Annotated in this window: 31 protein-coding genes; 18 read left to right on the top strand and 13 right to left on the bottom strand. The window is 53.8% G+C overall.

Translation table 11 applies throughout. The features are described 5' to 3' along the window. Nucleotides 1–170: 170 nt before the first annotated feature. The 9 genes from WFM45_RS06530 to WFM45_RS06490 all read right to left on the bottom strand — a co-directional run bounded on the left by WFM45_RS06530 (nt 171) and on the right by WFM45_RS06490 (nt 4,672). Entirely contained in the window at nt 171–569 is a 399-nt protein-coding gene (locus tag WFM45_RS06530) for an antiterminator Q family protein (RefSeq protein WP_060706489.1), read from the bottom strand. Further along, nucleotides 566–922, bottom strand: a complete 357-nt coding sequence (locus WFM45_RS06525; protein WP_336954936.1) for a RusA family crossover junction endodeoxyribonuclease — start codon at nt 920–922, stop codon at nt 566–568. Before WFM45_RS06525 ends, WFM45_RS06530 begins: the two co-directional genes overlap by 4 nt. Beyond that, complete coding sequence (locus WFM45_RS06520) at nt 919–1,893, bottom strand: DUF968 domain-containing protein (protein WP_336954935.1); 975 nt, start codon at nt 1,891–1,893, stop codon at nt 919–921. The genes WFM45_RS06525 and WFM45_RS06520 overlap by 4 nt, the downstream gene beginning before the upstream one ends. Then, nucleotides 1,893–2,963: a hypothetical protein gene (locus WFM45_RS06515; protein ID WP_336954934.1), complete on the bottom strand. Its 1,071-nt coding sequence runs from the start codon at nt 2,961–2,963 to the stop codon at nt 1,893–1,895. The genes WFM45_RS06520 and WFM45_RS06515 overlap by 1 nt, the downstream gene beginning before the upstream one ends. Before the next feature lie 8 nt (nt 2,964–2,971). Beyond that, a complete protein-coding gene (locus WFM45_RS06510; RefSeq protein ID WP_065426409.1) occupies nt 2,972–3,148 on the bottom strand; it encodes a DUF4222 domain-containing protein in 177 nt (58 codons plus the stop codon). Between the two features lie 2 nt (nt 3,149–3,150). Then, on the bottom strand, nt 3,151–3,831 hold the full coding sequence (locus tag WFM45_RS06505; protein WP_197828892.1) for a phage antirepressor KilAC domain-containing protein: 681 nt from the start codon (nt 3,829–3,831) through the stop codon (nt 3,151–3,153). Nucleotides 3,832–3,975: 144 nt separating this feature from the next. Then, on the bottom strand, nt 3,976–4,125 hold the full coding sequence (locus WFM45_RS06500; protein ID WP_336954933.1) for a hypothetical protein: 150 nt from the start codon (nt 4,123–4,125) through the stop codon (nt 3,976–3,978). An 8-nt stretch (nt 4,126–4,133) separates the two neighbouring features. Continuing rightward, complete coding sequence (locus WFM45_RS06495; RefSeq protein WP_060441680.1) at nt 4,134–4,427, bottom strand: CII family transcriptional regulator; 294 nt, start codon at nt 4,425–4,427, stop codon at nt 4,134–4,136. 26 nt (nt 4,428–4,453) lie between these two features. Continuing rightward, nucleotides 4,454–4,672, bottom strand: coding sequence for a transcriptional regulator (locus WFM45_RS06490; RefSeq protein WP_075686570.1), 219 nt, complete (start codon nt 4,670–4,672; stop codon nt 4,454–4,456). 104 nt (nt 4,673–4,776) lie between these two features. Between WFM45_RS06490 and WFM45_RS06485 the strand changes: the two genes are divergently transcribed. From WFM45_RS06485 to WFM45_RS06410, 17 genes are all read left to right on the top strand, one after another. Further along, nucleotides 4,777–5,493 carry an XRE family transcriptional regulator gene (locus WFM45_RS06485; RefSeq protein ID WP_308383266.1) on the top strand — a complete coding sequence of 239 codons (717 nt, stop codon included), beginning with the start codon at nt 4,777–4,779 and terminating at the stop codon, nt 5,491–5,493. Nucleotides 5,494–5,522: 29 nt separating this feature from the next. Beyond that, nucleotides 5,523–5,627: a YoaK family small membrane protein gene (locus WFM45_RS06480; RefSeq protein WP_336954932.1), complete on the top strand. Its 105-nt coding sequence runs from the start codon at nt 5,523–5,525 to the stop codon at nt 5,625–5,627. 33 nt (nt 5,628–5,660) lie between these two features. Beyond that, nucleotides 5,661–6,101 (top strand): hypothetical protein, encoded by a 441-nt coding sequence (locus WFM45_RS06475; protein WP_336954931.1) that lies wholly within the window; start codon nt 5,661–5,663, stop codon nt 6,099–6,101. 2 nt (nt 6,102–6,103) lie between these two features. After that, complete coding sequence (locus WFM45_RS06470; protein WP_336954930.1) at nt 6,104–6,448, top strand: hypothetical protein; 345 nt, start codon at nt 6,104–6,106, stop codon at nt 6,446–6,448. 483 nt (nt 6,449–6,931) lie between these two features. Further along, a complete protein-coding gene (locus WFM45_RS06465; RefSeq protein ID WP_197763150.1) occupies nt 6,932–7,090 on the top strand; it encodes a DUF1391 family protein in 159 nt (52 codons plus the stop codon). Nucleotides 7,091–7,107: 17 nt separating this feature from the next. Next, entirely contained in the window at nt 7,108–7,296 is a 189-nt protein-coding gene (locus WFM45_RS06460) for a hypothetical protein (RefSeq protein ID WP_154635461.1), read from the top strand. Nucleotides 7,297–8,070: 774 nt separating this feature from the next. Continuing rightward, nucleotides 8,071–8,856 carry a ParB/RepB/Spo0J family partition protein gene (locus WFM45_RS06455; protein ID WP_336954929.1) on the top strand — a complete coding sequence of 262 codons (786 nt, stop codon included), beginning with the start codon at nt 8,071–8,073 and terminating at the stop codon, nt 8,854–8,856. Then, a complete protein-coding gene (locus tag WFM45_RS06450; protein ID WP_336954928.1) occupies nt 8,853–9,386 on the top strand; it encodes a hypothetical protein in 534 nt (177 codons plus the stop codon). Before WFM45_RS06455 ends, WFM45_RS06450 begins: the two co-directional genes overlap by 4 nt. Further along, complete coding sequence (locus WFM45_RS06445) at nt 9,383–9,628, top strand: Lar family restriction alleviation protein (RefSeq protein WP_336954927.1); 246 nt, start codon at nt 9,383–9,385, stop codon at nt 9,626–9,628. Before WFM45_RS06450 ends, WFM45_RS06445 begins: the two co-directional genes overlap by 4 nt. 285 nt (nt 9,629–9,913) lie before the next feature. Beyond that, nucleotides 9,914–10,597 (top strand): hypothetical protein, encoded by a 684-nt coding sequence (locus WFM45_RS06440; RefSeq protein ID WP_336954926.1) that lies wholly within the window; start codon nt 9,914–9,916, stop codon nt 10,595–10,597. A gap of 1 nt (nt 10,598) precedes the next feature. Then, a complete protein-coding gene (locus WFM45_RS06435) occupies nt 10,599–10,901 on the top strand; it encodes a hypothetical protein (protein WP_160204044.1) in 303 nt (100 codons plus the stop codon). Further along, nucleotides 10,898–11,494, top strand: coding sequence for a hypothetical protein (locus WFM45_RS06430; RefSeq protein ID WP_336954925.1), 597 nt, complete (start codon nt 10,898–10,900; stop codon nt 11,492–11,494). The genes WFM45_RS06435 and WFM45_RS06430 overlap by 4 nt, the downstream gene beginning before the upstream one ends. After that, a complete protein-coding gene (locus tag WFM45_RS06425; protein ID WP_336954924.1) occupies nt 11,472–11,690 on the top strand; it encodes a hypothetical protein in 219 nt (72 codons plus the stop codon). Before WFM45_RS06430 ends, WFM45_RS06425 begins: the two co-directional genes overlap by 23 nt. A gap of 12 nt (nt 11,691–11,702) precedes the next feature. After that, nucleotides 11,703–11,912 (top strand): ParE family toxin-like protein, encoded by a 210-nt coding sequence (locus WFM45_RS24640; protein WP_422663487.1) that lies wholly within the window; start codon nt 11,703–11,705, stop codon nt 11,910–11,912. A 2-nt stretch (nt 11,913–11,914) separates the two neighbouring features. Continuing rightward, nucleotides 11,915–12,292, top strand: coding sequence for a hypothetical protein (locus tag WFM45_RS06420; RefSeq protein WP_336954923.1), 378 nt, complete (start codon nt 11,915–11,917; stop codon nt 12,290–12,292). 14 nt (nt 12,293–12,306) lie between these two features. Continuing rightward, nucleotides 12,307–12,495: an ANR family transcriptional regulator gene (locus WFM45_RS06415; RefSeq protein WP_085337251.1), complete on the top strand. Its 189-nt coding sequence runs from the start codon at nt 12,307–12,309 to the stop codon at nt 12,493–12,495. Next, entirely contained in the window at nt 12,492–13,139 is a 648-nt protein-coding gene (locus WFM45_RS06410; RefSeq protein WP_336954922.1) for an MT-A70 family methyltransferase, read from the top strand. The genes WFM45_RS06415 and WFM45_RS06410 overlap by 4 nt, the downstream gene beginning before the upstream one ends. Before the next feature lie 394 nt (nt 13,140–13,533). Here WFM45_RS06410 and WFM45_RS06405 read toward each other — a convergent pair whose 3' ends face one another. Together WFM45_RS06405 and WFM45_RS06400 are read right to left on the bottom strand one after the other, a co-directional pair. Next, nucleotides 13,534–14,736 carry a tyrosine-type recombinase/integrase gene (locus WFM45_RS06405; protein ID WP_072274560.1) on the bottom strand — a complete coding sequence of 401 codons (1,203 nt, stop codon included), beginning with the start codon at nt 14,734–14,736 and terminating at the stop codon, nt 13,534–13,536. A 349-nt stretch (nt 14,737–15,085) separates the two neighbouring features. Then, on the bottom strand, nt 15,086–15,709 hold the full coding sequence (locus WFM45_RS06400) for a hypothetical protein (RefSeq protein ID WP_336954921.1): 624 nt from the start codon (nt 15,707–15,709) through the stop codon (nt 15,086–15,088). A 445-nt stretch (nt 15,710–16,154) separates the two neighbouring features. Here WFM45_RS06400 and WFM45_RS06395 point away from each other — a divergent pair, with 445 nt between their 5' ends. Beyond that, complete coding sequence (locus WFM45_RS06395) at nt 16,155–16,841, top strand: MarC family NAAT transporter (protein WP_004931428.1); 687 nt, start codon at nt 16,155–16,157, stop codon at nt 16,839–16,841. A 37-nt stretch (nt 16,842–16,878) separates the two neighbouring features. On the opposite strand, the gene WFM45_RS06390 is transcribed toward WFM45_RS06395, so the two are convergent. Both WFM45_RS06390 and WFM45_RS06385 read right to left on the bottom strand, forming a co-directional pair. Next, complete coding sequence (locus WFM45_RS06390; protein ID WP_135638137.1) at nt 16,879–18,012, bottom strand: ABC transporter substrate-binding protein; 1,134 nt, start codon at nt 18,010–18,012, stop codon at nt 16,879–16,881. A gap of 150 nt (nt 18,013–18,162) precedes the next feature. Continuing rightward, nucleotides 18,163–19,446, bottom strand: a complete 1,284-nt coding sequence (locus tag WFM45_RS06385; RefSeq protein WP_015377691.1) for a serine transporter — start codon at nt 19,444–19,446, stop codon at nt 18,163–18,165. Between the last annotated feature and the right edge of the window lie 136 nt (nt 19,447–19,582).

Below are 19,582 nucleotides of genomic sequence, written 5' to 3'. Positions count from 1 at the left end.
TTGAGAAAAAACCAATCTTATCCATTACCATTTAGGTAAGACTAACGTAGAGGCGTATTTTTTTCCACAAAAAAACCGCACTGGCGAGGTTTTTAGTTGAGATAAGCTACGTCACTGCGTAACCACTCTTATCACAATAGCCAGTAAAATTCGTAACGAAAAGCGGAAATTTACGCGACAGCAGAAATTTCTGATCTGCTTGTCCAAGCGTCCATCTCAAGCGTCGCCCCGGTCATAGCCAAACAGCCTTCTATAAAGCTTTCTGCCATCATCAGCTTCTGCCTTATGTTCCCTTCTGAAACCTTCCATCTACGGGCTATCTCCGACTTTGACACCCCGTATCGGTAGTGCAGCATGATTACTCCAAGCTCTCTTTCGTCGCGCACCTTCTTCAATCTACCCACGGCGCCATCAACAATCAGGCCATCATTATCGCAGCATGAAGGCTTACTCTTGCTAGTGTTAGGCAGAAGCCCCTTAAACCCTGCAGCGATCGGAGAGTAGTCCACGCCGCTGTTATCTTTCGCCCATTGACCCCAACGCTCTAATACCAACTGGATATCTCTCATATAATTTCCTTGATGATTATCTCGCCGGCATTTCCCCAGCGTTTGGTTACGCGGACATCCCAAACGGCACAATCTTCATAGTAGATTGCGTCCATAAGAGCTTTTAGTAAGTTGTCTGCATCTGGCTTCTGCTGATGCGGTTTCCCGGCCATCTCAGCGCGTTTCTTCTTGCTCCAGCTCTCAGGCATGGGTAAAACAAACGTCACGTGATATCCGCTCTCAGGCAGCAAGATTCGATTCAATTTCACCTCGTCGCAGAATGCCCGATAGCGGAGAACTGGCGGGCGCTTGGCCCACCGGTCTTTTTGTGTCATGCGTGGCTTAGGTATTGGCGTGATCGGGTACGTTTTCATGCGATCGCCCCGATGCCAATGGAATAATCCAGGAACTGCGCCAGCAAATCGGTTTGGCTACCATGTTCCGCTTCCCAAGCTGCAGGGTCGTCATGCAGTTTGCGGTGACAAGTACGACACAGCGGGATTGTCAGGTAGTCGCTGGGCTTGGTTCCCATTCCGCCCAGACCGTGGCCGATGATGTGATGAGGGTCATCAGCTCGGCCGCCGCATCCGCAGCAAGGACGAGTCTTAACCCAGCGCGTATATTTGCTGTCCTCAACGCGGGTGAGCTTTGGCCGCAGCATGAAGGCCTTTTGTGGCGCCGGGTCTACGGTGAAGCACTTGACCGCCTGCTTAGCGATGAGCTCTTTAACCGCCGGCAGACAATCCATGTCGGACTCCCTTCGGGTGCCGCTGATTACCTTTGGTTCCGGCCTATCTGTCACCGTGCGCGCTACCTCTTCGGGGATCAGATCGAATACCCCGGCCAGCATCGACCACAGCAGCAGCTCAGGAATGGTTAACGGGCCTTCCGACTTCAAGCGGTGCTTTGCCGTCTCAGCTATCCAGCGAGCAGTATTACGAGCTGCAATTTTTTCCAGCTTCGGCGATGAGCCACAGCTTTGTTTGTAACACTGGGGGCAAATGCGAACGGCGGAATGCCCCACTCGCTCAGTGTCCAGAATCGTCGAAGGCCGATCGTGTTTGTTGTACTGGCACTTGGTGAACTGCGTAGCCCAGGCTTCGATTGCGTTAATCCCGCCGCAGGCGTTTATGACGCGCTCGTGCTGGAAGAAAGCCTGCAGCCGCGGGTCGCTGGCGATCTCATGCTCCACCGGCGGCAGAACCCCTTCTGGCGTGTCCACAAATTTACGAGGAATTGTTGAAATCATCAGGCGCCCGTTCATGTGAAACGCCATCTCTTCAGTAACTGGGATCAGCACAATACCCAGATCACGCTGTACCGCTGCTTTTACTATCGCTCTCATCAGGCAATCCTCGCTAAATCGTTCTCGCTGGCCTTGGCAACTGCCTGAGCCCAAATCCCCGTCCATGCTCGGCGGGCGTCGTAATCGGTCATGCGGCCAAGGGATCCGGCCATCTCCTTCGCAAGCCTCTCAATCTCGTTCCGTGGCTGCTGGCGCTGGGATACAAGACGGACATAGGCCTCTTCGCGGGCGGCACTATCCTGGCGCTGTACTTTCGGGAGGTCATCAGCCCGCTCTTCCTTGACCTTCAGGTAGCATTTCTCAGTGATCAGGTAGTCGAAGTCCTTTTTGCGCCAGGTCTTGCCGCTGTTCGTGTCTGGGCGGTCTTCCAGCATCCAGCGGCATTTTTTCGAGATGTACCGCAGGTAAGCGCCCCAGCGCTCCATGTCCATCTCGTAGTCCTTCCAGAGCTTGCGCAGTGCCTTGCGGCGCCCGTCGGTCATTTTCAAGACGTCAGGAAGTTCTGGCAGCGTGGCGCGGAAGATGCGAAGCACTTCGTCGCAATCGATTTTCAAAGAATCCTCTTGCGGCTGGTCTGTCGGCGCAGCCGGCAGACGTACAGGTTTTATCTCTGCTGTAGTCTCTGAAGTAATCTCTGTGTAATCTCCTGTATGAATGTCTGCGGGATTCCCGCAATCTGGCGCGCTGCTTTCCCGCATACTTGTCTGAGGGTTTTCCGCATTCTTGTCTGAGGCATTACCGCACTCTTGAATGCGGGATTCCCGCATACTGGAATGAGGGTTTCCAGCATTCTGGGTTTTCTCTTTGATTTTCTTCAGAAGAAGCAACTCAAGAGCATCGGCTTTAACCCGAAAATAGAGCTTTGCTGGTACACCACGGCGATCCTCTTCAAGCACCCCGGCGGAGATAAGGCGACGGCGTGCCGTTTCCTGTTCCTCACGCGTAAGGCCTGTTTCATCGCGGATCTCTTTCTGGGTTTTGTAGAACCAGCCGGCATCCATTCGGTTATGCCAGTAAACCAACTGCGACAGCAGAACGGCGCCGGTCACCCCAACCCCCAAGCCGACGAAAGACGGCTGGTAAGCTATGGGCCGATCAAGAAGCTGCATTAAGGCGCTCATATGTCCACTCGCTTAAATTTCTCTTTAAATCTCTCAAGAGGTTGCATGCATTCATGCGGATAGCCCTCTCTCATAAAAATCACCTGACGCTCTACACGTTCCCACCGGATGACCTTCACGGGGTTGCCGTGGTCATCGACATATTTCCTATCCAGCGGGGTTGATTGGCTCATGGTTAGCTCGCCATCAGCTCAGAGGCGTAACGTTCAGCAATCCACTGGATGCCACGCGGCGTTACCCTGGTTTGCGTGAAGGCGTGACCAAAATCAGACGTGCCAGTTTTGACGGTGAATAACCCGTCCCGCTGGCGTAGTGCATGGGGAAGCAGATTCCCGGACTGGCGGAACAAAACCTTGTCGCGGATCAGCGCGTCAATCATCGCTTTCTCTGGCATGTTCAAAACCTTTGCCGTGGCGCGCAGGCTTTTTGAACCTGATGCGTCTACGTAGTGATCGACAAAGGCCACCTTTGGTGCGTCGGCCTGAACCTTCTGCTCCAACATCGCCTTCTGTTCGGCCATATCAGCAGCCAGGCGCAGCGCTTCAGGGAGCGTCTGCGGGACAGGTGAGTTTTGCTCTTCCAGTTCGTGCAGGCGCTTAATCACCCTCATGCGCAGGCTGGCGCTGTATCCGGTCACCAAACATTCGGTATGCTCCCTGTCGAGCGCGTATTCCCGGTATTGCTGGCCGTTCTGGGGGTGTCTCCAAATCTGGATATACCCATCCAAGCCTTCGCCCAGCTGTTCCAGCATGATTTCGATGTCGCGCATGACGTGGCCGTGTTGCTTGCCAGTCAGCTCGGCAATTTCACGGCTCGTCATTTTCGGGCTGTTGCCACCGATCGCTACGTTTGCCATAATGAATCGACCTCTCAGGTTAGGTTTTAGAAAAGTGATGGCCGAGCAGTTGCAGCTGTTCGGCTTTTCTTCTTCCCTGATTCCGGCTTCTCTTCCTTGGTGCAGCTCGCAAGAACGTACTGGCGCGCAAGCGTGAGACAGTCGTCATAAATCATCCCCTTCCTGCTCGCCTGCGACTTCCGCCGGTAAAGGTCGGCTCCGTGTGATGCCCCCCCCCTGAGCCAGCGCTTCGCTGAATCCCTCTTTCACCAGCTGCTTCTTGATGTTGTCGTAAACAAACGTGGCCCAGGCCATAAAGCCCCCTATTCCGTCTTTGGTTCCCGGATGTGCTCCAGCATCGCCATTAACCCGCGCGCCAGCTCTGCGGTTTCCTCGCCCCTGAACGTCAGCATTGTTTCCGAACGCTTGAAGCCGGTAGCGGCCAGCAGCAGGCTCGCTTTCTCCACCAGCCCCCCTTTGCTCTGCCAGCGGCTAACCTGAGATTTATCAACGCCGATCGCGCCGGCCAGGCTTGTCACCCCGATAGCTGCAATGCGGCTCATGATGTCGCTCTGAATCGCCTGAGCTTCGTTGCGTGTTGTTGCGACTGATTCCATTTACAATTTCCGTTGTGTAATAGTGATTAGTTTGGTTTTTTGAACATGTGCGGCAGATCGGGGCGAATCATGTGTCCAGGTACCACCCCATTGGTTACTCGCTCGATGTGGCCTACGTGTTCAGGTGAAACTTTCGCCTTGTTGTGGAGCCATTTATAAACAGCCTGTTGAGATACCCCGCAGGCAGAACCAAGTTTTTTTTGCGACCCAACCAAAGCGATAGCGGTTTTTATCACTTCATTCATAAACAACCCTCATCGTCATTTTGATTGATAGTAAAACCATGGTTGTTTTAAGTCAACAACCACATTCGTTTGAACCTATACAACCGAGGTTGTAAATTGATAAGATGAAAACGACACTTGCTGAAAGGCTAAAGCTAGCCAGAAAAGAACAGGGGCTTTCTCAGAAAGCTCTTGGGGAGTTGATCGGCGTTAGCCAGGCTGCCATCCAAAAAATCGAGGTAGGCAAAGCCAAGGAAACGACAAAGATTCTTGATCTAGCAAATGCTCTTGGAGTACGGCCAGAATGGCTCTCTTCTGGATATGGGGAGATGCGAGAGACCCCATCGAAGACAGATCGAGAATCCAGCATCCCTCCTGAGCGCAATTGGGGAACTGTAGATGCATGGGATGGCAGCACCCCCTTACCTGAAGATGAGGTAGAAGTGCCATTCTTAAAGGATATAGAGTTGGCCTGCGGAGACGGCAGCTACGGAGAAGACGACTACAACGGCTTTATGTTGCGTTTTTCGAAGGCAACACTAAAGCGTGTTGGAGCTCAAAAAGGAAGCGTCTTATGTTTCCCTGCGCATGGTAACAGCATGGAACCACTAATCCCTGAGGGTTCCACCGTTGCTATTAACCTGCTCGATAAGAAAATCGTCGATGGCAAAGTTTATGCCATCAATCAGGATGGTTGGAAACGTCTCAAAGCCCTTCATCGCTCAGGGCCGAATAAGGTGATAATTCGTAGCTTCAATAGTGCAGAGTACGACGATGAAGAGGCTGACATTGATCAGATAGAGATCCTTGGACGCATGTTCTGGACTTCCACTCTGTGGTAAGCAACACTCTGTAAAACAACGAGAAAAAAATGAAGATCGGATACCTGTTCCCTGTCACCATCATTGTTGCAGCTGTAGTCCTCCTAGCTTGGTTCATCATCGGTGGGTATGCGATGCCTAATAATGTAGGTTAAGTATCATGGGTAAGGCTTAATGAGGCAAATATTATGAGAAAAGAAAAAATAATTATGCTTTATCCCACCCTGGTTAAACCGGGGTTAGTTATTTCACATTACATGCCGCCTGACGTGGTCATGTTTAATGAAAAATATCCATCTCATTGTTCATTTTATCTAACATCACTGATGTATCTTGAATCTGGGAAAAGATATACAACTGAGTTAGATATATTTTTTGATGGGAAGTCTGTATTAAATAATGACAATGATAATGAAGATGATAACCCTATGGAGTCCTTCATATTTAGTCATGTAGACGATAATTCGACCCTGGTTGGTTCTTCGCTTTTGGTGAAGGACGTTACACTAGAAAACCCCGGCGTTTATGACATTATTTTCAAAGTGTATGAAGACTTGAACGGAACATTAAGTAATGTCCTTGATGAGAAGTCGTGTTCGATCATTGCAGCTACACCGATGAGGATTTGACATTGTCCAGAAGACTTTATTCCGTCCCCTTGGATGGAAATCTTATTGAACAAAATCCAGTCTCGCCGCATAATTCGTTCGATGATGGTAATGGTGGCGGAGGCAACGACATGCTAGAACGAGTAAAAAAACTAGAAGACAAGCTATCTACGCTAGCTATTGATATTGCGGTCATCAAATCAAATTACGCTACAGGAAGCGATGTGGCGGCGGTTAAAACTGAGGTGGCTAACGCAAAAGCTGATTTGCATAGTGCCCTTAGACTACAAGCCCTTACCATAATTGGCTCAATGATCGCCATTATTAGCATAGCGTCAGGGATAATAATTAAGTTTGCCCATTCTTGAACAACCCGGCCACCGCGCCGGGTTTTTTGTGCCTACAACTCTGCCCCTTTCCATTCATTCGCCGCCCTACACCAACATCATCCACTATCTTGCACGCCTCTCATATGCCGGATCTGAATCTGGCTCCACCATGCACACTTACGTACAAATTTCACTCACATTCACAACGCCTCCAGCCACTTATCCAACCATCACGAAAAAATGAAAATTAAATCACCATCAAAAACAACCAAATAAAACCAAATCAAACAATGAAAACAACTATCGTTGTTGACACAAAAACAACCATGATTTTTAATGACTCCATCGACAGCAACAACGTCACCGGCAGGAAGCCACACAGGTAAGACGCCCAGGGGTGAGCGATGCAATCACTCCCCGGCCCCGAGAGGGATCGACCGGCAAAGTTCTTTAGGGAAGGAGTGGATTTACCCTGCCGCTGCCAGTTTGGGGCGGTAGGCATGAAACCACTGAGGATTAGCGATGAACACTACTCACGATATGGGCAACAACGAAACAGTAAAGACTGGCGTTTTCCCGAACAGCGACGGCACGTTTACCGCGATGACGTTCACCAAGAGCCGGGATTTTAAAACCGCAGCAGGCGCGCAACGCTGGTTTGCTCGTCAGATGGCCGACTAACAGCAGAGGGTTACACGATGAAATTACAGCAATCAGAAAAACGCCTTTCCGGCCTGCGTCGCCCATCTGGCAAATTTGACTACCGCAGGATACGTCGGTCACTGCGCAACAACGCTAAGGCAGCAGCATGGCCGGAGAAAGGTATAACGCCTGAACAATCACGGCGATTCCTGGGTTATGCCAGAAAATTGGCCGCAACCAAATAACCTCCACCGCGCCCTACGGGGCGCACTGAGGCAATCATGAGCTTAAACGGATGGAAGGCGCTGGTTTACAGCGTCGCTGCTGGCCTGTGCCTATGGGCTGTATCCATAGCGGGCTGCGTATACGTCGCCGGTTAACGCCGGCGTCTCACCTATCTGGTGGCGTATCGTTTCGGTTCCTAATTTATATCTACACAGTATAAATCCCCGGTTCGATGCGCCACCAGGTGCGTGAGAAATCACAAGCCTGCTCAGTACCACTTCCCTTGTCACATCCTTTGCCCCGCTCGCCGGGGCTCTTTTTTTCACATCAGTAAAGGCGGTGCCCGCCGCTCCGGAAGTGCCGGAACCGTAGCGAAAGCGAGCGCGTGCATCAACTCAGGCAGCGCCTTTACCCATGTGAATTTCATTGAGAGGACATGTTATGCAAACCACCACCCAACGCTGTGAACACTGCGGACAAACGCGCGACGTAGCCAAACAGGCCGTGAGCATTCAGCGCTACGAAGACGGCAGATATAAGGCCGTGAGAATCCTTGTCTGCTCCGATACCTGTGCGCCGGTGTACGTCGTCCGCCAGAACATCAGAACACTGCAGCGCCGCCTGCACACCCAACAGCGGAGGCCGACATGGTAAGCCTAAACGCTCGTATTCAGCACAAATACGACCTGACCGGGGGCGATTTCGCCCCTAAACGCCACCACGGCAAACACCTCTTCTACCTTCTCATTTTTACCCTGTGCCTGCTCACCGCTGGCGCAGTCTGGAGTTGATGCATGGCCAAAAACTCAAAGGAAGCCTATGGCGCCAGCGGTAAAACCAACGTGCTGATGTTCGAGCCGGAAAATCTGCACCTGGTATCCGATAAAACGCACCCGCTTTACGACGAGCGCATCCACCTTCCTCTCCATGAGCCGACAGTGCTTAGCATCATGAAGTTGGGGGTGATTGAGCCGATCGTTATCTGGAAAGACCCAGAGACAGGCCGCTCATGCGTAGTTGAAGGTCGTCAGCGGGTTAAAAACACTCTTGAAGCAAATAAACGTCTGCGAGAAGAAGGCAAAAAACCTCTTCTGGTGCCGGCGGTCGTCAGACGTGGATCACCGTTTAACGTCGCTGAGGTGATGATTAGCGCCAATGAAATCTTTCAGGCAGATACGCCGCTGGGCCGCGCCAAGAAAATGGCTGATGCGCTGACGCGGGGCCACGACGAAAAAGATTTAGCGCTGATGTTTGGCGTCGGTGTGCAGACGATCCGCGCCACACTCGCCCTACTCGATGCCACTCAGGCCGTTAAAGATGCGGTTGAGTCTGGCGACATTACAGTTACCCAGGCGCGCCATCTGGCGAACCTCACACCCGACGAACAGCGCGAAAAAGTGAAGGAGGTTGAAGCGGCAACCGCCGGCACCAAAGGCCATGAAAAGGCACGCCGGCAGCGCCAGGTGATTGGCGATGCCAAACCCCGCATGAAGTCCCGAAAAGAAATCACCAAAGCCCTGGAAGGTGCGAGCGGTGATTACGCTCAGGCACTCCGCTGGGTGCTGGGAGACGAAGCATGACAACCATCAAGCGGTTTACCCCTGACTATAAAATGCATGCAGTTCGCTTTGAGGCTTTCGCACGTGAAGCTGAGCACGGTGAATATGTTCGGTTTGATGCCCACCAGCAGGTAGTGAGCTCCCTGGAGGCTGAGCGCGATGCGCTGGCACAACGGGTTGAGATGCTGGCTCAAAATCTTGGAAATGCCATCTGGGGTGAGCAGGAAGCATTGCAGCGAGTTAATGCGCTGGCTGTGGAGAATGCAGGCTTTAAGCATGCGCTTTCCGTCATTTTGGAACATGTAGATGTTACCGATAAAGGGCAGGCAGGCGTAGTGGCAATGATTGCCAATGACGAACTGTTCAATGCCGAAACCCCAGCCACTGACGCAGCACTTGCAGCTATCCAGGCGCAGGGAGTGGAGATGGCTGCAGCAGCACTTGATGTCCTTTCCGCTCAATCAGCGTCAGCTACAACCCAGGCAAACTTTCGGGCGGCTGCGGTTTATCTGCGCACAACGGTTCTTCCAGCAATCGGGGAAGCCACATGAAAAAGCGCCCAGTGATGCCAGCAAATGAACTGAAGCCGTGCCCGTTCTGCGGTGCGGGTGAAACGTTTGTCGCTCCAAATCAAAACTGGACTGGCATGCGCTACGCAATTCACTCGTATACGTTGCGCCATATCTGCGCCGATCGAACTGTAATCACCATGACCCGCAACACTGAGGCGCTGCTTGTTGCTGCATGGAACCAACGGGACGGTGACAGCGCTAGGGAGGTGGAGCGTGGCTAACAAATCGATCAACAAATGTCAGGTTATGCATGCTCAGCGATGCCAGCGTCGCGGTGCGAGAGGGAAGTACAAGCACATGCCGAGTCGCCGCCTGATCAGAAACTTAATCGCAGAGAAAATAATTAACGAAATTCTGCGCGAAGAACGCGAACGGGCCGATACCCAGGAGCCCGAAACGGCAACATGTCCCGGATGCGGAAAGAGCGGCGAGTCAAATCAGAAGGACGGCGGATTCTACTGCTACGGCAGTGACCGTTGCTGTCCATAGGCCCAGGAGAAAGCATTATGAGCACTGAGAAGCTGAGCGAACTGAGCAAGCCGGTGGCGTATTCACTGCGATTTCGGAATATGAATGGCGAGCCTGATAAAAACATCAACGCCAGCACTACTTTCTCTACGCTGGAGAAAGCCAAAGCGTATGGACTTGGCACACGGTATGTAACGCAAGATGACGGCAAGATAATTAGCGTTCGCGATCCGTCACAAGACCCAATCGTTGAACCCCTATACTCGCAAGAGTACGTCTCCGCCCTGGATAAGGTGGCTCAATTTTGGATTGGAGAGTCTGCCGGATGGAAGAAGCGCGCCGAGGACGCAGAGAAGCGCATCGCCGAGCTGGAAGGTCAGTTGCAATCTGGCTTCACGCCCGAAGCACTCGCACAAGAAGAACGAGCAGAGAACGCGGAACAACGAGTAGCCGAGCTGGAAGCCAAAACAGCAATGACTATGGGCGTCGGCAGTGGGAATGGAAACCTTTTCGTGCATGGTGATTACGATTCCATAAAAGCGGCGCAGGCCATAGTTCTCGAAAATGAATCTCTCCGCGCCAAGCTGGCTACGCCGGTGCGGTTGCCGAACAAGAGCGACGACGAGTTCTGGTTCGATGGCGTGTTCCAGGTGGCAAAGTTCGACCGTGCAGTTGAGCGAGCCATTAGCGCGGCTGGATTCAAGTTTGCGGGGGATGAGTAGGATGACATTAGAAGACCTTCTCGAACTAACCCCGGCGCAGCTTAAAGCGTGGAAACAGATTGAATCAGGGGTGAAAGCCTTCAAAAAAGCCGGTGGTGCATTCTATTCGGTGCTTGAGTCGGTACACGGCTACAACGGGAAATACGTAGACGAGATCACCGGTGACGAACGTGAATCGCATTATCCAACTGCTGATGTCCATATGCATACCATTTTTGACGCTGGCCTTTCTGGGTTTGCAGATGACACGCACTTCATTCACTTGACCGACAAAGGCGAAGCACTGCTTGAGGGGGATGCATGACACTAACGACTGAGAGACTGCGTGAAATCGCAGAGGATGGATTCTTGGAACACGGCGACGCAAAATTAATGGCGCGCGAACTCCTGGCTAACCGGGAGGCGCAGCCGGTGCAAGTTACCGACGAAATGGCGCTAGCATTCCACCGAGCGTTGAACGACGGCGGTATTGGTGAGGCTGATCTGGAGGAAATCAAAGTCGGCCTGAGTGGTGCGTTGTGCAACATTACCGCCCCGCCAGCGCCAGCAGTGCCGGATGAATCAGATCCTCGCGATGCGTTTGAATCTGTGTTCCCGATGCCAAAATATGTAGTTCGTTGCGGCACCGGATATGCCGTTACGGCTTATTCTGCTTGGGGTGCTCATGATTTCAAGGAAAGATGGGAAGGATGGAACGCCTGCCGCGCCGCAATGCTGGCTCAACCTGTAAGTGGCGGTTACAAGTTGCCGGAGGGCTGGAAGCTGGTTCCTATTGAGCCGACAACGGAAATGATAAATGCAGCGTTAGCATCTGGAGCTTTATCCATACGTACCGCGTACAGGGCAATGCTGGCAGCAGCGCCGGAGGGTGGGAATGATCACAATACCCGACGATAACGAAATCATCTCGCGGCTCAGCATTGCCGGTTCAACGCCGGATTCTGTCGCAAGCCTCCTCCGCTGTGCCGGCTACAGCGGCATGACCGGGAAAGCCATCCGCCAGCGATTGATGAAGCTCGAAAAAGAAAAAGCTGTTGAGAAAGTCCGCCGCCCTGGCATCCGAACCACGTGCTGGGCGCCAATCACCAAATAACCCACCGAAAATATGAAACCACGAATTCCGCAACGAATCAGCATCAAAGCTGAGGGGGTTCTATGCGCCTACAGGGAGGGCAAAAAGAAACCCAACCAAACCTACCAACATAAGTATTTAACGCTGCCAGTGGCCCGCTGCTGGCGAATGCTTTCGAAAGACAACGGCAACTCATGGGAGGTTATGTCCCACGAGCGCTACAACAACCAAATCAGGATTTAAAAATGACCAATTTCGAAATCATTGAATGGCTGATTAAAGATGGCGGCCAGTACACCCGAGAGCAGCATATCACCCTGCTTCAACAAAACTTTCCAGAGCTGGATATTACCGAATCGAAAGTAACCTCTATCCGTCAATCAATGGCTACATCTCCATTTGTTAAAGCGGTGGTCGAGGATGTGAAGCCGCAAGGCAGAAAAATAAAAGTCCTTTCAGTCGATCCGGAGTACAAGCGCTATTCGCGAGCTCGCGTTGATCGTCCAGAGGTAGTGGCTAATGCATGGCTGAATGAGGAACCACGCTCAGTTGTCGAATGCATCAAGCGTGTTAAATGGTTTAACCAGCTGCTTGCCCCCGTAATCCACCAGCGCGCCTACTAATCCCGGAGATAATCATGTCATTCAAATACAAATCTTTGGCTCATCAGGCAGCCGAGGCGGAACGTCGCGCCCATTTTGCGGACGCTGCAGAACTGTGGCGTCAGGCGTTCGATGAGGCACGGGCGGCGGATGTCGTATGGGTTAATGTCCGCATAGAGTTTTGTGTCAACGCGGCCGCGCGCTGCTGGGGTAACGCTCAATGACCTATCAACTCATCTATGCAGATCCGCCCTGGAGTTACGGCAACACGATCAGCAATGGCGCCGCCGGCAATCACTACAGCACGATGAGCATGGCAGATTTGAAGCGTCTTCCGGTATGGGCTATTGCTTCGCAAGATAGCGTGCTCGCAATGTGGTACACCGGAAACCACAGCCAAGAGGCGATCGAGCTGGCGGAGGCTTGGGAATTCAGCGTCAGAACGATGAAGGCTTTCACTTGGGTGAAGTTGAACCAGCAGGCCGAAATTCGGTTCAATAAAGCGCTGAAGCAGCAAACCATCTTCGACTTCACCGACCTGCTCGACATGATTAACGCCGAAACCCGGATGAATGGCGGCAATTACACGCGCGCCAACTCCGAAGACGTGTTGATCGCCGTTCGCGGCCAGGGAATCGAGCGCGCAAGCGCATCAGTAAAGCAGGTTGTGTTCAGCTGTCTCGGCGAGCACAGCGCGAAACCCTGGGAAGTCCGCCGGCGCCTTGAGCTCTTATACGGCGACGTGTCACGAATCGAACTATTCAGCCGTGGCGATGCGCCTGGCTGGGATCATTGGGGGAATCAATGCCCAGTAAACAGCCTGCAATTGCTGCCGGCAGCGTTCAGCAAAACGCACTCAGATCAGTAGCTAAACGCTGTAACGACGAACTCCACGCCGCGATTAAGCAACACCCGAAAACCCCTTTCGACACCCTATCCCGCCCAATCATCATGAAGCATTTCGCACAGGTCGAACTGCTCGGCATTTCTTTGCCGCGATTCAACTACACGATCGGCATGCTGAATGGGCGTTTTACAGAGAGATAAGCCATGACTAAAAGCAACTTGCCAATTCAGCCAGTATTGATCACCCGCGAAGGTATACAGCAACAGTTGGGCGGTATATCACGAACCACCTTTTGGCGCCGGAAAAAGCAGTGGGAAAAGGCTGGTACACCGTTCCCTAAACCAGCGCCTGGCACCAATCCAATCCATGGCGGCGAGCAGTATAGATATTGCGACGTGATACGATTTTTCCGCGCTCAAGGCCTCATTGATGAAACGCAGGACGCTACATGAGCGGCCCAAATATCCAGCGCATTTTGCTGCTCTTTGAGATATGAATGCTGGTCATATACCGCCAGCACACCACCGAGTTTATGCCCCAGCACCTTTTCGGATACGTGGGGCTCAATCCCTAATTCGCTCATTTTAGTTTTTGCAGTGCGGCGTAGATCATGCATTGCCCAGTCATGAACACCCATCTCATTCCTAAGCTGTTCCGCCATGTTCAATAGAACACCTGCTGACATAGGCCGATCGCCCTGCACAATCGCCGGCGGGAACAATTGCGATATGTTCGGGTATAGCGACATAGCCTCCTCAATTAGCTTTGCGGCATCCCCTGATAGTCCTCTCACAAACGGCTGGCGCGTTTTTGAATTTTCCGCAGGAACGCGCCACGTTCTGTTTTTCACATCAAACTCACCCTTCTTTGCCTTCCTTAGCTCAACTCCCCGACACCCTGTAAGCAGCAACAATTTAATGAAGATCTTGTTCTGGTGAACAATCCGAGAACCTTCAAGAGCCAACCAAAAAGCTCCTATCTCATCATCGCTGAAATACCGTTTAACCACGCCAACAGGTTTTCCAACGTCGCTAATTCTCAATGCGGCGATAGGATTAACGCGAATCTTCTCCGTTCTCAAGCAATACGAAAACACCTGCTTTAGCTTTGAAAGCATGATCCCAGCAAAGGTTTCCGCCCCATTCGTTCTCATCCTTTTGAAAACTGGCTGCCAGTGAGATATCTGCATTTCATCCACAATCATATCGCCAACATATGGGATTACATGCCGCTCAAATGCCCTCTCCCAATACTGCAATTTCACAAGGCGCTGAGCCTGAGCGCTGGCAGTCCAATGTGATAGACAGTCTTTCACGGAGGCTGCGCCAGCGATCTCCTCGAGCGTCATGGATTTCACTGTGATGGGGTCTTTCCCTTCGGCCAAGACGCGCTTGGCCTCTTGAACCATATCGCGCGCTTCTTTGAGCGAAATTTCGTCGTAACTTCCAAGCGTCATGCGGCGTGCCTTACCTGCGTACCGGTATCGATACTGGAAGACAATCAGCCCAAGTGGGGTTATACGGATAGACAGGCCGCCGCCGTCAGGCATCTCGATCAGTTTTGGGATGGGTTTTCCATTAAGCTTGCGGAGTTTGGCATCGGTGAGCACTGTGTACATCTCCAATTATGTACACAGGTATGTACACAATTTTAGTGGCTTGGATTGAAATCACATGAAACGGATTGAATCACTAGCCAAGGGAGTTTTCAAGCACCACAGTGAGTTGATGGGGGAATTTGAAACAGAATGGAATCACGTGAACTGCCGAGCATTGCTTACACGACAGATCACATGCAGTACGAAAATTGGATTTTGGGTTTGGTCAGCCAGGTTTCAGATCTCGCCCACAATTGCCAGATTGAAACCTCACTGGGTATACAGAATGGAACGCATACCTTCTCAGCCGCATTCGGCTAAGCGAATAGTATCACTAAAATTGTTCCGGATAAATAAAGCGCCGCCGCCCTCACACCTCCGCCTCATTCGGCGCAAAAACGGTCTTCATGTAGCTGAGGGTGGCCAGCAGGCACAGGCCGTAGCCCAGCAGTTCGCAGCCCTCTTCCACCATGTTTTTCACCACCCGGTTGTAACCGTCCAGCATCAGCGTTTGCCACAGCGCGCTCATGCCGAACAGGCGTGAAAACACCAGAATGCACAGCAGACCGGCGCACATCATGCCGTAGCCGGGATACGTCGCGAAATCGGCCAGGCCGCGCACCGTCGCCGCAATGTGCCTGGCGGCATGGCACAGACAGACCAAGGTGACCGCCAGCGCGAACCACACCCAGGCGCCGTGCCACAGCGCATCGAAAGCGAAGTCCATCTCGCGGATCAGCATGCAGAGAAAGAAGCCGCCGACCAGCATCCAGGCGGAGCGGCGTTCCGCCTGCCGCCAGGCCGCGGCGAAAAAACCGCCGGCGATGGCGAGCAGCAACAGTTCCTGCGCCGCTTCGGTCAGCGAGGTTTCATGCACGAAGTTATGCAACCAGCGCACATCGATAAACACCAGGCCGACCAATGCCGCCATGAAGGCGGCGGAAAGCGCGAATGCGCTGATTTTCCCCAGTAAAAGTTTCAACTCGTCTTGCATAATCAATCTCATTATCGTTTTAAAGCGCGCCTATGGTAGGCAGCTGAGCCTGCGGGGTGTAGCAATTGGTGCTGAACGTCGGCCTTTACCGGCCAATTGCGGCGAAAAAGGCCATAAAACACAAAAATTGTGCGTTTTTTTTCTGAGCGTCGCTCGTTTTTCAGCCTGCGCTCATCATGGGGTGCGAGGTATTAACGACGTTATAGGGGCTGATGCATTTTGGTGCGCGTTCGGCGCCGCGGGCGATTGCGGTCAACGACGCCCCGTTGGGATGTGAGGATGAACCTGAGCTCGCCGGCGAGTGCAACGGCAATGATGAAACGCCGGCCGACGGTTAATTAACGTTACGAGCTATCCCCATTGCCGCCAGGCACGCGGCAGGCTAGGCTGTTTAGCTCGTAGGCCGCCGCCTGGCGGCCTGAACGTTGCACAGGGAGTCTACTTTATGACGGGTATTTTGCAGTTATTCCAGGCCATCGGACTGGGTTTGGTGCTGCTGTTGCCGCTGGCCAACCCGCTGACCACGGTGGCGTTGCTGCTCGGCTTGTCCGGCAATATGACGCGCGAAGAGCGCAATCAGCAGTCGCTGATGGCCTCGGTTTATGTGTTCTGCATCATGACGGTGGCGTTTTACGCCGGACAGGTGGTGATGAACACTTTCGGTATTTCGATCCCCGGCCTGCGCATCGCCGGCGGTCTGATCGTCGCCTTCATCGGTTTCCGCATGCTGTTCCCGCAACAAAGCGCCGATGAGGCGCCGGAGGTGGAGAGCAAGTCGCACGAGCTGCGCCACAAGACATCGGCCAACATCGCCTTCGTGCCGTTGGCCATGCCGAGCACCGCCGGGCCGGGCACCATCGCGATGATCATCAGCTCGGCGTCGAGCGTCAAAGCGAACACGCTGGGTTTTGAACCCTGGGTGCTGGCCGTGGCGCCGGTCGCCATCTTCCTGACGGTCGCGGTGATCCTGTGGGGCTGCCTGCTCAGCTCCGGCGCCATCATGCGCCTGGTGGGGAAAAGCGGCATCGAGGCGATCTCGCGCCTGATGGGCTTCCTGCTGGTGTGCATGGGGGTACAGTTCATTATCAACGGCGTGCTGGAGATCATCTCCACCTATACGCCGGCCGCCTGATCACACAAAACGGGCGCGATCGTCGCGCCCGTTGCCGTTATTTCCCCGCCGGCGCCTGCGCGCCCAAAATGCCCTTGCCTTCCGGCACTTCGGTAAAGCGACTGAGGATCTCGCTGTAGGTCTTGGCCGGATCCAAATCCGGGAACTGCGCCGGATAGATAAACTTCGCCAGATACTCCAGCCCCACGATGTTGTACGGGTGGTTGTAGAAGTTATGGTAGATGCCGTAGAACCGCCCTTCCTTCACCGCTGACACCTGCGAGAACCCCGGGCGCTGCTTCATGCGGTTGAAGGCCTCATCCACCTGCTGCTGCGTCACGCCATAGCCGAACGGCACCGCGGCGTTGGTCTTGCTGGCCCACTGCGAGCCGGAAACGATGTAGGCATCCGGTTTCATGCTGATCACTTTTTCCAGCGCCACGTCGCCGGTCGCGCCCGGCAGCAGCGCAGAACCGATGTTGCGCGCGCCGACCGCCTCGACCAACGCGCCCCAGCCGACGTGCGCATGGGTGAAGCAGCAGGATTCCAGGCCATTCAGGCCAGCCTTGGCCTCGAAAAACACCCGCGGTTTGGGCTCCACCGCCTGCGTTTTGGCCAGAATGGCCTGATAATGCTGCTGATAATAATCGGTATATTGCTTAGCTTCGCTTTCGCGGTTGAGGGTTTCCCCCAGCAGCGTCACGCTTTTCGGCGTGTTTTCCACCGGCTTGAGCATGGTATCGATGAACAGCACCGGCACGTTCAGCGCCTTCAGCTTATCCAGCACGCCGGTTTGGCTCAGCGAAGGCTTGGAGCGCAGCTGGGCGATCATCAGATCGGGCCGCTTGGCGATCACGCTCTCCAGGTTCACTTCACCCTTATCGCTGAATCCCATATCGATGATGTTTTTCGCCCCCGGCCATTTGCTCTGCAAGATATCCCAGGTCGCCGCATCGCTTTTCTTCAGCAGGTTATTCCAGGCCACCAGCCGGCCGAACGGATTGGCGCGATCGAGCAGCGCCAGCGTGAGAATGTCGCGCCCGTCCTGCACCACGATGCGTTTCGGCTCTTGCTGGAGGGTGATCGTCTGGCCGGACGTGTCGGTCAGCGTCAGCGGATAAGTGGTGGCCATCGCCGGAGAAGCGAGCAAGGCGGCGCAAACCAGCGCCGGCAAAGTGATTCGACGGTGCACGAAAGACTCCTTAGTCATGAATACATTCAGAAAATACTAATGAGAATGGCTTGCATTATCAAAGATAACGCCCGGCATGTCGGCGATTAATTGCAAAGGGATGTGTAAAGGAAGGATAAGAGGCGCGCCGGAAGCGGCGCGCCCAGGGGATCACATCAGGCCGTAGATCAGCGCCGACAGCGCAATCAGGCCCATCACCAGCACGAATACGTTGCTCGCCGCGCGGTACTGGCGCATGGCCGGCACCGCACGCACGGCGTACATCGGCAGAATGAACAGGATGGCGGCAATCAGCGGGCCGCTGATGGTTTCGATGATGTGCAGCGCGCTGGGGTTCCACACCGTCGCCGCCCAGGTGAGCAGGAACAGCGACGCCGCCGAGATGCGGTGCGTCATGCGCGAGCTGAGCGGCTTGCCGACCGCGCGCGTGACGCCGTCGATCAGGCTGGTCGCCCCTTCCGTCACCCCCAGCGAAGTGCCGAGATAGGATTTGGCCATCGCCAGCATCGCCATCACCGGGCCAAGGTAGGCGATCAGCGGGTTGGAGAACTTGTTGGCCAGCGTAGTCAGCACCGTGATGTTCTGCTCTTTCGCCTGCAGCATGTCTTCATGAGACAGGCTCAGCACGCAGCTGAACACGAAGAACAGCACGGTAACGCAGATCAGCACATAGCTATAGCGCATGATGCGCGCGCAGCGGCGTTCCGCCTTGTCGCCGTACAGGCTCTTCTGGGTCGAGGCGAAGGAAGAGATGATCGGCGCATGGCTGAAGGAGAACACCATCACCGGCACGGCCAGCCACAGCGAATGCCACAACCCCGGCGTGTCGAAGCGGGTGGCGGCCAGGCCGTGCACGAAGTTGGCGGTATTCCAGCTCGGCATCAGATAGAGCGAAATGCCCATCAGGAACACCAGCAGTGGGAACACCAGCATGCCCATCGCCGCCACGATGCTGTCTTTGCCGCGCAGCAGCACCAGATTGAGCACCACCACCACCGCCAGGCTCAGCCAGATGCGCGGCAGCGGGGCCACGTGGAACTGATGGATCAGGAAGCTGTCCAGCGCGTTGGTGATCGAAATGCTGTACACCAGCACGATCGGGAAGAACGCCATCAGATACAGCATCATGATGATTTTGCCGGCCAGCACGCCGAAGTGTTCCACCACCACATCGTGAATGTTGCCGTCGCGGCTGGAGCCGGAAAGCACGAAGCGGCTGAGCGCGCGGTGCGGCAAATAGGTCAGCGGGAAAGCGAACAGCGCCATCAACAGCAACACCAGCGGGCCGTTCAGGCCGGCGTTGATCGGCAAGAACAACGTACCGGCGCCCACCGCAGTCGCATAGAGACCGAACATCCAGACGGTGTCGGTTTTGTTCCATTTGGCAGGCTGAGCGGCCGTCAGCGTGCCTGAATCGGGAGAAATCGTACTCATGAGACAGTCTACCTTAATCTGCGGCGACAACGATTGCGCCTAACGGGATATCCTTCTCCGCGAGTTTTTTAATAATAATCAGTGAATTAAAGCGATATTTCATACTTACGCCTGATGAAAGGACGGCAAAGGATAA

This window comes from Serratia sp. KG1D, from assembly GCF_037150675.1.
GTDB classification, from domain to species: Bacteria; Pseudomonadota; Gammaproteobacteria; order Enterobacterales; family Enterobacteriaceae; genus Serratia; species Serratia nematodiphila.
This window is presented reverse-complemented; position numbering and strand designations above follow the sequence as displayed.